This window comes from Zhongshania aliphaticivorans, from assembly GCF_902705875.1.
In the GTDB taxonomy this organism is placed as follows: domain Bacteria; phylum Pseudomonadota; class Gammaproteobacteria; order Pseudomonadales; family Spongiibacteraceae; genus Spongiibacter; species Spongiibacter aliphaticivorans_A.
Genome location: NZ_CACSIK010000001.1, coordinates 2471408 through 2484495, shown reverse-complemented (window position 1 = coordinate 2484495; position 13088 = coordinate 2471408). Strand labels below are relative to the sequence as shown.

10 protein-coding genes are annotated in these 13088 nt (G+C 48.4%); all 10 read left to right on the top strand.

Translation table 11 applies throughout. The annotated features are described in order from the left end of the window. The 10 genes from AELLOGFF_RS11210 to AELLOGFF_RS11165 all read left to right on the top strand — a co-directional run bounded on the left by AELLOGFF_RS11210 (window position 1) and on the right by AELLOGFF_RS11165 (window position 13081). Window positions 1-1749, top strand: coding sequence for a bifunctional 3-(3-hydroxy-phenyl)propionate/3-hydroxycinnamic acid hydroxylase (locus tag AELLOGFF_RS11210; RefSeq protein WP_159268826.1), 1749 nt, complete (start codon window positions 1-3; stop codon window positions 1747-1749). Continuing rightward, on the top strand, window positions 1733-2530 hold the full coding sequence (locus AELLOGFF_RS11205) for a 2-keto-4-pentenoate hydratase (RefSeq protein WP_159268825.1): 798 nt from the start codon (window positions 1733-1735) through the stop codon (window positions 2528-2530). The genes AELLOGFF_RS11210 and AELLOGFF_RS11205 overlap by 17 nt, the downstream gene beginning before the upstream one ends. A gap of 21 nt (window positions 2531-2551) precedes the next feature. Next, window positions 2552-3514, top strand: coding sequence for an acetaldehyde dehydrogenase (acetylating) (locus AELLOGFF_RS11200; protein WP_159268824.1), 963 nt, complete (start codon window positions 2552-2554; stop codon window positions 3512-3514). Further along, a complete protein-coding gene (dmpG, locus tag AELLOGFF_RS11195) occupies window positions 3511-4578 on the top strand; it encodes a 4-hydroxy-2-oxovalerate aldolase (protein WP_159268823.1) in 1068 nt (355 codons plus the stop codon). Before AELLOGFF_RS11200 ends, dmpG begins: the two co-directional genes overlap by 4 nt. Then, entirely contained in the window at window positions 4565-5332 is a 768-nt protein-coding gene (locus tag AELLOGFF_RS11190; protein ID WP_159287824.1) for an SDR family NAD(P)-dependent oxidoreductase, read from the top strand. The genes dmpG and AELLOGFF_RS11190 overlap by 14 nt, the downstream gene beginning before the upstream one ends. Before the next feature lie 63 nt (window positions 5333-5395). Then, window positions 5396-5947 carry a CocE/NonD family hydrolase gene (locus AELLOGFF_RS11185; protein WP_159268821.1) on the top strand — a complete coding sequence of 184 codons (552 nt, stop codon included), beginning with the start codon at window positions 5396-5398 and terminating at the stop codon, window positions 5945-5947. Window positions 5948-6062: 115 nt separating this feature from the next. Beyond that, window positions 6063-7016: a fumarylacetoacetate hydrolase family protein gene (locus tag AELLOGFF_RS11180; protein ID WP_159268820.1), complete on the top strand. Its 954-nt coding sequence runs from the start codon at window positions 6063-6065 to the stop codon at window positions 7014-7016. A 587-nt stretch (window positions 7017-7603) separates the two neighbouring features. Further along, on the top strand, window positions 7604-9424 hold the full coding sequence (locus AELLOGFF_RS11175) for a TolC family outer membrane protein (protein WP_159268819.1): 1821 nt from the start codon (window positions 7604-7606) through the stop codon (window positions 9422-9424). Between the two features lie 67 nt (window positions 9425-9491). After that, window positions 9492-11630: a type I secretion system permease/ATPase gene (locus AELLOGFF_RS11170; RefSeq protein WP_159268818.1), complete on the top strand. Its 2139-nt coding sequence runs from the start codon at window positions 9492-9494 to the stop codon at window positions 11628-11630. After that, window positions 11627-13081, top strand: coding sequence for an HlyD family type I secretion periplasmic adaptor subunit (locus AELLOGFF_RS11165; protein WP_159268817.1), 1455 nt, complete (start codon window positions 11627-11629; stop codon window positions 13079-13081). The genes AELLOGFF_RS11170 and AELLOGFF_RS11165 overlap by 4 nt, the downstream gene beginning before the upstream one ends. Window positions 13082-13088: the final 7 nt, after the last annotated feature.

Below are 13088 nucleotides of genomic sequence, written 5' to 3'. Positions count from 1 at the left end.
ATGAAAAAAACGTCCAATTTTGATGCTGATATTGTTATTTCCGGTCTAGGCCCCACTGGGCTCGTGCTCGCACATTGCTTGGGAAAGCGCGGCCATCGCGTGATTGTATTAGAGCGAGAGCCCCTCTTTTACGGTAATGCTCGCGCCGTCTACACCGATGATGAGTGTATGCGGGTGTTTCAGTCAGTTGGTGTTGCAGAAGAATTGCAGAAAAACATGCTGTTGGATACGCCGGCTCAGTGGGTGTTGTCTGATGGGAGTGTATTAAGTCAATACGGCCCTTTGAAACAGCCCTTCGGTTGGCCGCATATTAGTTTTTTCTATCAGCCTTATCTTGAAACTAGTCTCTCCGATTTGCTGGCAAAGTATCCAAATGTTGAGATTTGTCGCGGCAGGGAGGTCATCGATTTTAGCCAAGATGGGCAGAGTGTCAGCATCGAGCATCGCGCAACTCAGGAAAGTCGTTCAAGTGACCACAGTGGCGATTCTATTAATACTGGATTAGCTGAAGACATACAGCATATTCGCGCACGCTATCTTGTTGGTGCCGACGGCGGTCGCAGTATTGTCCGGGAAAAACTCGGCATCAAAATGACCGGTAAAAACTTTCCAGAACCTTGGTTGGTCGTTGACTTGAAAATGAAAGATGGCGAGGACGCGATACGCCATATTCCCTATTTTAATTTTTATTGTGACCCAGACTGCCCTGCTGTGAGTTGCCCTCAGCCAGATGGTTATCACCGTTTCGAGTTTATGCTGAAGCCCGGCCAGACAAAGGAATACATGGAAAAGCCGGAAACGGTTCGCAAGTATCTGTCCAAGTATGTTGATCCGGATAAGTTCGAGGTTAAGCGCCGTCTGGTCTATACCTTCAACGCCTTGATGGCTGAACGTTGGCGAGATCAGCGTGTGCTGCTGGCGGGTGACGCAGCGCATATGACCCCTCAGTTTATGGGGCAGGGTGCGAGTTCAGGTGTGAGGGACGCCTATAACATTGCCTGGAAGCTGAGCGCTATTCTTGAAGGAAAGGCTGACGATAGCTTGCTGGATAGTTATCAAACCGAACGTCAGCACCATGCCCAAGCCATGATAGATATTTCGGTATTGATGAAGGATATCGTTTCAATATCCAGCCCGGTTAAAGCGCTGGCAAGGAACGTCGGGATCAAACTCGGACTGGCGACCCCCTTCGTTCGTGACTTTTTCTACGAGGGTAAATTCAAGCCGAGTCCGGTGTATAAAAAAGGCGAATACTTTGGCCTTCCTCGTCGCAAGCGCAATGGCCCTGAGGGCGCGATGTCGCCCCAGCCAGAGGTTCGCAATATTCTCGGTAGACGGCAACTTTTAGATGACATTACCGGCGATAATTTCGCCCTTGTTGGTTACGAGACGGATCCAAGGGCCACGCTAAGTCAATCGACGGTGGACTTTCTGGATAGCATCGGCTGTCGCTATATTAATGTAATGCATTACGGCAATCGCCCTCAAAATAAACCGAATGTTGAGCGGTCGACCCCGGAAGGCTTGGTTGAAGTTGAAGATCTTCAGGAGCAGATGACGACTTGGTTCGAAAAGGCGGGCAAAAAAGAAGGTTCTGTTGCGATCCTCCGCCCCGACAAATTTTCTTTCGCCGTTGTTTCTGCAAAGCAGGCCGAAACGGCTGTTCAGCAGCTTAAGACCATGATGCTGCCTTCGCAGCTGAAATCTTACAAAGGTGAGGAGGAAGTACTTGATGTCGTCACCCACTGAATATCCTGAACATCTCATACAAGCCGCTGACGCCCTATTTGAGGCGCGAAAACAGCGGGTGGCAATTCCACGAATTTCTGAAACCTTCGGAGTGGAAGGGCTCGAGCAAGCGTATACGGTTGCTCATATTAATTGCGTTCGCACTGCGCAATCCGGTGCGAGTGTTGTGGGCAAAAAAGTCGGACTTACTTCATTGGCAGTTCAGCAACAGCTAGGGGTAGATCAGCCTGATTTCGGAATATTGTTCGACGATATGGAGTATCTGAGTGGCGATGATGTGCCTTCATCGCGTTTTATTCAGGCAAAAGCTGAGGCCGAAATCGCATTTGTAGTAGGCCGGGAATTGCGTTCTGAAAAGCCAAGTTATGCTCAGTTTCTTGCGGCACTCGATTACGCGATCCCCGCAATCGAAATTGTCGATAGTGCGATTGAAAATTGGAAACTCACCTTAGTGGATACGGTGGCTGACAATGCCTCTTGTGGTGTCTACGTGCTGGGGAATCAACCAGTGGCTGTTGGCCAATTATCCTTAGACGAAGTGAGTATGACCTTGCGCTGCAATGGTCAGTTGGCATCACAAGGCAGTGGTATCGCTTGCCTTGGCCACCCGCTGCGGGCGGCTTATTGGCTCGCCTGTACGATGGCTGCGCGGGGCGAAGCACTGCTGGCTGGAGAAGTTATTTTGTCAGGGGCCCTTGGGCCAATGATTCCTTTAAATATCGGTGATCATATCGCAGTCAACATTGGTGGTATGGGTAGTGTGAATTGCACGTTTGTTTAACGACAGACGAGGAGAAGTTCTATGGCAGAGAAAATAAAAGCCGCCATTATCGGTAGTGGCAATATTGGCACCGACTTAATGATCAAATTGTTGCGTCATGGCGATCATATTGAAGCGGCAGTGATGGTGGGTATTGACCCCGAATCTGATGGTTTGGCTAGGGCAGCTAAGCATGGGCTGAGCATTACCGCCGAAGGCGTGTCCGGCTTAGTCGCCATGCCCGAGTTTGATGATATTGATGTCGTCTTCGACGCAACGTCCGCTGGGGCGCACATTGCCAATGACAAATATCTTCGAGAACGGCGCCCGGATATTCGCATGATCGATCTTACCCCGGCGGCGATTGGTCCATATTGTGTACCCGTGGTGAATCTGGATGAGCACGTAGAAGCGCTAAACGTCAATATGGTGACCTGCGGCGGTCAGGCAACGATTCCGATCGTCGCGGCTGTCTCGCAGATCGCCAAGGTTCACTATGCAGAGATTGTTGCCTCCATCAGCAGCCGATCGGCCGGGCCCGGTACTCGCGCAAACATTGACGAATTCACCGAAACGACCTCAGCGGCGATTAAGTCTGTGGGGGGAGCGGGTGAAGGGAAAGCCATCATTGTGCTCAATCCAGCAGAGCCACCGCTACTCATGCGAGATACGGTTTACGTATTGTCGGAAGCGTGTGAGCAACAGCAAGTTGAAGCGTCGATTGTGGAAATGGTCGCTGCGGTCAATAAATACGTGCCTGGGTATCGACTAAAGCAGGATGTGCAGTTTGAGATTATCCCGGAAGACGCGCCCTTACATTTGCCTAGCGTGGGCACCTTTTCAGGCTTGAAGACCAGTGTGTTCCTCGAGGTCGAAGGCGCGGCGCATTACCTGCCGGCCTATGCCGGTAATCTCGACATTATGACCTCAGCCGCGTTAGCCGCAGCGGAAAAAATCGCTGCCCATCTGCTTGGGCAACGCCGTGTTATGGGAGAGCCAGCATGAGTTTCAACATGGACAAAAAACTCACTATATCTGATGTTACTTTGCGCGATGGCAGTCACGCTGTGCGCCACCAGTATTCTATCGATAATGTTCAGCGCATCTGCCGAGCCCTCGACCGCGCGGGCGTTGACAGTATAGAAATTGCGCACGGTGATGGTTTGCGTGGTTCCAGCTTTAATTACGGCTTTGGCGCTCATTCAGACTTGGAATGGATTGAAGCGGCGGCGGACGTGTTAGAGCGCGCACAGATCGCGACACTTCTGTTACCAGGAATAGGGACTATTCATGATCTAAAAGCCGCGCATCGGGCGGGAGCCTCAGTGGTGCGGGTGGCGACACATTGCACCGAGGCGGATGTGAGCAAGCAGCATATTGAAACTGCTCGTGAACTGGGCATGGATACCGTGGGCTTTTTGATGATGAGCCACATGACCTCGCCACAGGCCTTGGCACAACAAGGCAAGCTAATGGAAAACTACGGCGCGACCTGCATCTATGTTGTTGATTCCGGTGGTGCCCAAAACATGAACGAAATCCGTGATCGTTTCCGAGCGATGCGCGATGTCCTCAAGCCAGAAACTGAATTGGGAATCCATGCTCACCACAATTTGAGTCTGGGCGTGGCGAACTCCATTGTCGCGGTAGAGGAAGGCTGTGATCGGGTAGACGCAAGCCTTGCTGGCATGGGCGCTGGTGCCGGCAATGCACCCTTAGAAGTGTTTATAGCGGCGGCGGATCGTATGGGCTGGAACCACGGTTGTGATGTACTTGCGCTAATGAATGCAGCAGACGATATCGTGCGGCCATTACAAGATCGCCCAGTACGGGTTGACCGCGAAACTCTGGCGCTGGGCTACGCGGGTGTTTACTCCAGCTTTCTGCGTCATGCTGAGATTGCGGCTAAAAAGTACGGCATCGAAACGGTGGATATTCTTCTAGAACTCGGTAAGCGCCGGATGGTTGGCGGCCAAGAAGATATGATCGTCGACGTGGCCTTGGACCTGCTAAGAAAAAAAGAGCATGACAAGTCTCATGCTGAGCCTGTGATGAGTGAGGCTGGTTGAACCAGAAATTACGATGGAAGTGATATCTGACGCTAAACCTGTAGCCATTGTCAGTGGCGGAAGCTCTGGCATTGGCTTGGCGTTTGTCTCTGCTTTATGTAAGCAAGGCTATCAGGTGGTGACCTGTGGTAGAGACAAAGCCAAACTGGATGCCGTTGAAAAACAATTTCCCAGCGTAGACACCTATGTCTGCGATGTTGCTAGTCGAGATGACGTTATTAAATGGCTTGAAGCCATTCGGCCGGTATACCCGAATGTCGTGTTGTTGGTCAGCAATGCGGGCGGTTTGACCCGTGTCAATCTCCAGGACGACTTTCTACGCAGCGATATCAACGGGGATATCTACAGTAATTTATGTGGCGCAATTAATTTTATCTCCGCCTTCTTGCCGGCTGTAACGCAAACGTCTGGTGGAAAAATCATTGTTGTAGGCTCGGGGTTTGGCATCGCGCCGGCAAGTTATGCGCCCATATATTCTGCAGCTAAGGCTGGATTGCATAGTTTTTGTAAGGGCTTGCGGCTGCAGTTGCAGGGTACATCCGTATCTGTGACCGAAGTTTTACCCCCCGTAGTGGATACACCGGCCACGGCTCATAGAAATGACAAAAAACTGAGTGCGAATACCTTGGTGACCGCCACGCTAAAAGCCGCTAAGCAGGGTCGCTCGGAGCTCTATCTTGGCAAGTCGCGATTGTTGCCTTACATGATGCGTATTGCCCCGGCTATCACGGAAAAGATTGCGGCTAATTCTTAGTACTCGCCAATGCGCGACAGATCCAACGTCAAAACACACTAACTATAAAAATTGAGGTGTTTAATGAGTATAAAATTCGTACCTTTCTGTATGAGGGGTTTGCCCCTGATATTATTGTTTGTTTTGGCTGGCTGTGGCGCTGATTCAAAAAGTAATGGACAACAATCACAGTCTGATTCAACTAGCGAGCCTGCGCAAACGTCCCGTTCTGAACTATCCGCCCCCTTCGATGGCTTTGTCGCACCAGTACCCGAGTATGATCAAGGGTATGTAAGCGCAAATGTTCCCATTGTTATAGATGATGGCGTAACCCTGCGGGCAGATGTGTATTCCCCAGCGTTGCCAGATGGTAGTAAAGCGCCAGGCACCTTTCCGGTTATTGTTATTCAGCACTGCTATGACAAAGCGAAAATTGGACCATCCGTGGAGTATTGGCGCTATGGATACGTCACGGTTGTTGTTGATAGTCGTGGTACGGGCTCCTCGGAAGGGCGGTTTAATATTCTCGACAAGCGTGAAAAGCAAGATGCCTTTAGGGCAATGCTTGGAAACTTGCGTCGAAGCCCAGACTTAAGCCTAAGAAAATTACTTATTTTGGCAAAGTTGTTTGGGTAGGGGCATGCCCAAGATGTTGGCTTTATTTTCCGACGAAATCTACTCAGCAGTGTGGCTGGTGAATGGACGAGTTTCTTAGCAAGACGCTAATACCAAAACAAATGAGGAGCAGGCTATGACAGTTAATGTTGTTCGATATCAATACCAAGAAGCGGTTTATTGGGGAGTTATTCGTGGTGATGCCATCACACCGGTACCGGGAGACTACGTCACGACACAAGAATTCATTGAGCAAATCGACCTAGCTGAATTGCGAGCGTTGTCTGACCCCGTTGTCGCTTTAAGCGATGTCAGATTGTTGTCACCGATTACGCGTAATCAGCAGTTTGTTTGTCAGGGAGCTAATTATCGTCAGCATATGATTGAGTCCGGCATGGACCCTGATGCCAAAGACTTTAATATGATTTTCACCAAGGCGCAGAGCTGTATTGTACCGGCAGATAGTGATGTCATTAAGCCACGTATTGTCGACTTTCTAGACTATGAAATTGAGTTGGGACTAGTATTAAAAAAGGGTATTCATTCTCCGATTACTGTGAACGAAAATAATCTTTACGAGTACGTGGCGGGCATCGTTATTGTCAACGATTACTCAGCAAGAGATATCCAGATTCCAGAAATGCAATTTTACAAAGGGAAGTCATTCCGCACCTTTGGACCGGTAGGGCCATATCTAACCTTGCTCGATAAAGACACGATCGGAGCCATCAAAGACCTGAAATTAAGGTTAACGGTCAATGGCGATGTTCGGCAGCAGGACAGTACCGCTAACCTAGTGTTTTCTCCTGCGGAAACGCTGACAGAGCTGTCAGAGGTGCAGGACTTCCTGCCAGGAGATTTACTGGCAACGGGCACTCCGGCAGGATGTGCACTCGCCATTCCCTCACCGGTAAAGCAACGCATTGCTGCACTATTGCCCGAGTCCACAAAATGGAAATTGTTTAAAAAAGTGCAAAGTAAGCGGAGCCAGTACCTCAAAGTGGGTGATCTTGTCGAAGCCAGTATTCGCAGTGCCGACGGCAGCGTTGACCTGGGGGTTCAACGTAATCGGATAGTTGACGAGGATTAATTTGTGAGGGTATCGAGAGTATCGGTAGGCTTATCGCCATTGGGGTCAAGCGTGACGTTGCTTATATGCCTCAGAGTACTAGGATCTGATTGCTCGAAGCTGTTTAGCGTTCAGATGCAAGAGGCTTTTGTTGTTTACTTATGGAGAGGAGGGAGGTCTCTTTTTAAGTGTGTTTTCTTGATTCTTATAAAACGCCGTGCTTTCGGTCCTGTCCGTTCACTGGGGGAAATAGCTATAGGCATTAGTTTGCGACGAAATCCATACCGCAATTTGATCAATCGTATTTCCCTCACTTTCAGCATGATGGCCAGCGCTTCTATTTAGGGTTTTGCTCCTTCACTCAAGATTAACAAGTATAGAACGAGCTTTGTAACCCCAGCTCAAGGATAATAAGTGTTTTTGGGTGGGTGTAGTTCGGGTTTAGGGGCAGTTCGAATGTGACGCCAGTGGCCACGGTAATCTGTCAATTTTGGGTGATATATTAATATATAAGAGTGTATTTACTAGATTGAGATACTAATAAATTGACAGGGTTGGTGCTGCTGAATATGCTCGTTGTAATAGACAAATTGCATGGAGCAAAGTAAGTGAACCTTGAATCACCTTCTCGACAAAGATTTCTTTGTTTAGCTCGTCTTGATCTGCTTGTTGTAGGCCTACTTTTTTCGCTGTTAAGCACGTTTGCTGTTGCTGAAAAAGATACATTGCGTTCTGCGGTTCTCGACACCTTAGATAGTAACCCTGAAATCAATAGCCAGTTAGAAGCTTTTTTTGCATCTCAGCAGGATGTGCGTGCCGTTTATGGTGGGTATTTGCCTACTGTTGATCTGGATGTATCGGTGGGGGAGGGCAACAGGAGTTTTGATAATCGAGGTAGTTATTCGCGAAATTATGCTGAGATTTCGCTTACGCAGATGTTGTTTGATGGCTTTCGTGTGCGTAATAACCTGGCGCAGGCAAAGCATACAAGCCGCTCGCTCTACTATGATGCGTTAAATGCGGCAGAGACTAAGGGGTTGGAAGCGGCTCAAGCTTATTTAGATGTGCTTAGATATCGAAAACTGGTTGCGCTTGCACAGTTGAATCTTGACCGCCATTTACGCGTACGTGAAAACGTGACTGAGCGTGCTCGAAGTGGTGTTGGGAATAGAGCAGATCAGCAGCAAATTGAGGGCAGGGTGTCACTTGCTCGTTCTAATCTGATGACTGAAGTGGCGAATCTGCAATCGGTCACTGCCCGTTTTCAGCGCTTGGTTGGTCGTTTACCTTTAAAGGATATGGCCGTTTTTTCGCTTACTGATGGTCCTATCCCAGACTCGCTTGATCAAGTGTTAAATACGAGTTATGCGAATAATCCAGCACTTTATTCAGCCTTTGAAAGTGCTCGCAGTGCGGAAGCCTCACTTGGTACAACTAAATCCAATCGCTATCCCACAATTGAATTAGGGGTCCGCCAAGGGGTCTATAAAAATAATAATAGCTTCGATGCGCGTACAGACCCAGACCCTTATGGGGGCGACCGGATAGTTGAGCTAAGGATGAATTATAATCTTTTTAACGGCGGTAGTGATCGCGCTGCTGAACGAGCTGCTTATCGGCGTATGAATCAAGCGCTGAGCCTAAGAGATAAGGCATGTGTTGATTTGCGCCAGACCGCGACAATTGCATATACAGACATTTTAAATATTGATACTCGTATCAGTGCGCTTGCGGCTCATCAGGTTGCGTCGCGCAATGTGCATGAGGCCTATCGTCAGCAGTTTGATATTGGGCGTCGCTCTTTGCTAGATGTCTTGGACTCTGAAAATGAAGCGTATCAGGCTGATCGTGCGTATGTGGCCGGCTTGCATGACCTGCAGCTGGCAAAATTACGTACTTTGCAGAGTATGGGCTTGTTGTTATCTACGTTGTCATTGTCAAGTGATCAGATCCCTACATTGGAAGATGCGCTTGCGGAGGCTGCTGCTCCTGAGGATAGCCGTTATTGCTCTTCTTATATTGATGCTCAATTAGACATGGTTAATTATGATAAGCCGGCATCAGAACCGTTGACTGAAAGCATTGCTTTGTCTGGTGATGCGCTTTTTGATACGGGCAGTGCTGAGTTAAAACCCCAAGCACTAGGAAGCCTTCGGTCTTTAGTTGAAAAGGCCTTGTCCTACGGAGTAACACTGACCTCGGTTAGTATAATAGGGCACACAGATAGCACTGGTAGCGATGAGTTGAATCGAAATTTGTCATTGGCTCGAGCTATAGCCGTCAGAGACTTTTTAATTAAGGAAGGCATAACGGCGAGCATCATGACAGCGTCAGGTGTAGGTGCTTCTCAGCCGGTGGCCAGCAATGCGTCCGCAAGTGGCCGGTTAAAAAACCGTCGAGTCGATTTGCTTATTCAGCGATCTGAGTAGTTACTCCCCAGGCCAGAACAGTTGAAACAAGGCTTATTTTATTGGCCTTGTTGACGGTTAGGATAATATGGAAACACAGTTTGATGATCCGCTGAGTAGCTGTTTATTAAAAATGGCTGAAGTTCACGGCATTACCACGAGTCGAGGTGCTCTGGTGGATGGACTGGGCTTGGTGGGGGGGCGTTTGACACCTGCGCTGGTGGCCCGAGCCGCGAAACGGGTTGGTCTTGTCACAAATATAGCCAAGCAGCCATTGGCTCGGATTAATCAGCAATTACTTCCTTGTATTATCTTGCAAGAAGATAGTCGAGCCAGTGTGCTTGAACGCCTAGATATTGCGGCCGGAAAAGCGTGGCTGCGCTTACCTGAATTGGGCATGGCGTTACAAGAAGTTGACTTGGATAGTCTGCAGGATGGCTACATTGGCATGGCAATTTATTGCCGTCAGTTGTTTCAGCCTAATGAAAACCCTGATGTTGAGTCTGAATCGTTAAGTGGGCGTGGAGAGCATTGGTTTTGGCGTACAATTTCAGCAAACCGTAGAGTCTACCGTGATGTGCTCGTTGCTGCATTTTTTGTCAATATATTGGCATTGACGATGCCTTTGTTTGTCATGAATGTATACGATCGCGTTGTTCCAAATCATGCAACAGATACTCTATGGGTTCTTGCCGCGGGTGCTATCTTAATTATTTGTGCCGACTTGAGTTTAAGAATGTTGCGCAGCTGGTTTGTGGAGCTTGCTGCGCAGAGGGCCGATGTTGTGCTCTCGTCGCGAATAATGGAAAGCATTTTGGGAATGCGGATGGAGCATAATCCACCGTCCATTGGTTCCTTCGCCGCAAATGTGCAGGCTTTTGAATCGGTGCGATCATTTATTGGCTCAATGGTTGTTGTGGCGCTGATTGATCTACCATTTTTTTTACTGTTCATTTTAATTATCGCGTTGATTTCATTTTATATGGCGGTGCCGGTATTTATTGGCGCTCTGGTAGTGCTTTTATATGCCCTTTCTGTTCAAGGCCGCATGCATCAACTGGCCGAGACATCCAATCAAGCTAGTGCGCAACGTAATGCCGGGTTAATCGAGAGCCTTGCAACGGCACAAACTTTGAAAGCTTTTAATGCCTCGGGCCGAATGCAAGCGCTGTGGGAGCAAGCCACAGTTTTTTTGTCTGGTTGCTCAGGTAAACAGCGTTTATTGGGTGGATCGGTTGCAATCTGTGCGGCGTGGGTTCAACAATCTGTGGCAGTCGCCATGATGATAGTTGGTGTGTATTTGGTTATTGCTGGTGATATGAGTCAAGGTGCATTGATTGCAGCTTATATGCTTTCTTCCCGTGCATTGGCACCGGTATCACAGGTAGCATCTTTGCTGACCCAGTACCACCAAGCTGCTACTGCTATGGAATCATTAGATGGCATTATGGCGAACGAGCAAGAGCGTGTGCCAGGAAAACAGTTAATTAGCCGTCCACAACTACGTGGTGAAATTGAATTTCGTAATGTCTCATTTGTCTATCCTGGGGAGCAGCGCCCTGCTCTATCTGATGTGTCTTTCCACCTGCTAGCTGGTGAACGAGTTGCTATTTTGGGGCAGGCGGGGTCAGGTAAAAGTACCATTGAAAAACTGATCTTAGGTTTATACCGGCCAACAGAGGGAAGTATATTTATTGACGGTGTACATATAGAGCAATTGGATATTGCTGAGTTACGTCGTGCTGTGGGGTATATTCCGCAAGACTTGGATTTATTAAGTGGTAGTGTTTACGACAATATTACCTTGGGAACTGATGTTCCTTCGCGTGAGCGGCTGTTTCAGGCTGTTGAAAAGTCAGGTCTAGCGTCTCTGGTTGGTACGAATGCCGATGGGCTTTCAATGCAAGTTGGGGAAGGGGGGCGCCGTCTATCTGGTGGCCAGCGTCAGGCTATCGCGGTTGCTAGAGCATTGATGCCTGATAGCGCTATGTTATTACTCGATGAGCCAACAAGTGCTATGGATAGCATGATGGAAAATCATGTTAGCCAGTCTCTTGCCGAATTTTCTAAAGGTAAAACACTTTTATTGGTTACTCATCGTACTAGTCTTCTACATATGGTAGAAAAAATTATCATTATGGACGGTGGCTGCATTGCGGCGAATGGTCCGAAGCAGGTCGTGTTACAAGCCTTGGATCGCGGAACGATTCAAAGGAAGTCGGTATGACATCTACCGAGAAAAAGCCTGATCACAACAAAAATAAAGTAGCTGAACAGTTGGCTTTTGAAAAAGTTGGCCGTCTGTCCGTGATTAGTTTATTGGGGCGAGATTGGGTTGATCGCTTATTTAAGCCTTTTTTTGCTGGATTCTCTGGCTTTTCTCGTGATTGGAAGATATCCGCTGAGCAAGTAGTCAACGAACAGCGAGAAATTCGAGCTCGAGGATTACTTTATGCGGTTGTGATTACTCTCATTCTTATAGTCGTTTGGTCGGCATTTGCTAGTGTCGACGAAGTGACGCGAGGAGAGGGTAAAATTATTCCTTCGCAACAGTTACAAGTTGTGCAAGCCGTGGATGGCGGTGTTGTTGAAAATATTTTTGTTGCGGAAGGCGACGTTGTTCGCGCGGGCGATTTGCTCGTTCGAATTGACTCGACTCGTTTTGTTGCTAGTTTCCAAGAAGGCGCGGTAAAAATGTTTGCCTTGAGCGCTAAGATAGAGCGTTTACAGGCCTTAATAGCTGCTACGCCTTATGAGCCGCAATATGACCAAGAATTGAGTCCTGCCCAGCAGCAGGTAGCTTCTCAAGAATTGGATTATTACAAGTCCAGTATGGATGAATTGCAGCAACGGCTTTTAATCGCTCAAGAACAGCACAGTCAGCGCTTGCGTGAACTCGATGAAACCCGTGCTCGGCTGAATGCCGTTCAGCAGTCATATCAAATGTCGAGTAAAGAATTGCAGGTAACACTTCCGTTGTTACAGTCTGGCGCAGTGTCTGAAATGGATATATTACGCTTGGAGAGAGATCTAGCCGCAGCCGATGGTGAGCGTAATCAGGTTGCTGCGGCGATGCGTCAGGTAGAGGCTGGTGTTCAAGAAGCTCAGGCGCGAATTTCGGAAGTGGAGTTAGGAATGCGAAACCAGTGGCGGGCTGAGCTTAGCGAGGCTACAAGTACACGTAGCAGTTTAAGTAAAAACGTTGATGGTTTGGCTGATCGGGTTAAATTTTCTGAAATACGCTCACCTGTTAACGGCACCGTACAGCGAGTACTTTATAACACCCTCGGTGGCGTGGTGCAGCCGGGGCATTCTGTCATTGAAATTGTACCTAGCGACGACCGCTTAATGGTGGAGGCAAAGGTCGCACCTAAAGATATTGCTTTTTTGCGACCGGGTTTACCGGCAACTATTAAATTACATGCCTATGATTTCTCTATTTATGGTGGTATGTCTGCGACCTTGCAGCATATCAGTGCGGACAGTATCACGGATGAGCATGACAACACGTATTATCTTGTGCGGGCTATAACTACAGATGCTGAGGAAGGGTCGCACTTTTCGGTGATTCCTGGAATGACGGTGCAGCTAGATATTATGACCGGTAAGCGCACGGTGCTCGCTTACATACTTAAACCGTTACTTCGAGCAAAGGGTAATGCCTTGAGCGAGCGCTAAACAATGT

Bases quoted from the DNA above. Each gene is read 5' to 3' on its own strand.
- AELLOGFF_RS11205 (WP_159268825.1), top strand. From the start codon at position 1,733: ATGTCGTCACCCACTGAATATCCTGAACATCTCATACAAGCCGCTGAC.
- AELLOGFF_RS11210 (WP_159268826.1), top strand. From the start codon at position 1: ATGAAAAAAACGTCCAATTTTGATGCTGATATTGTTATTTCCGGTCTA.
- AELLOGFF_RS11170 (WP_159268818.1), top strand. From the start codon at position 9,492: ATGGAAACACAGTTTGATGATCCGCTGAGTAGCTGTTTATTAAAAATG.
- AELLOGFF_RS11165 (WP_159268817.1), top strand. From the start codon at position 11,627: ATGACATCTACCGAGAAAAAGCCTGATCACAACAAAAATAAAGTAGCT.
- AELLOGFF_RS11185 (WP_159268821.1), top strand. From the start codon at position 5,396: ATGAGTATAAAATTCGTACCTTTCTGTATGAGGGGTTTGCCCCTGATA.
- dmpG (WP_159268823.1), top strand. From the start codon at position 3,511: ATGAGTTTCAACATGGACAAAAAACTCACTATATCTGATGTTACTTTG.
- AELLOGFF_RS11200 (WP_159268824.1), top strand. From the start codon at position 2,552: ATGGCAGAGAAAATAAAAGCCGCCATTATCGGTAGTGGCAATATTGGC.
- AELLOGFF_RS11180 (WP_159268820.1), top strand. From the start codon at position 6,063: ATGACAGTTAATGTTGTTCGATATCAATACCAAGAAGCGGTTTATTGG.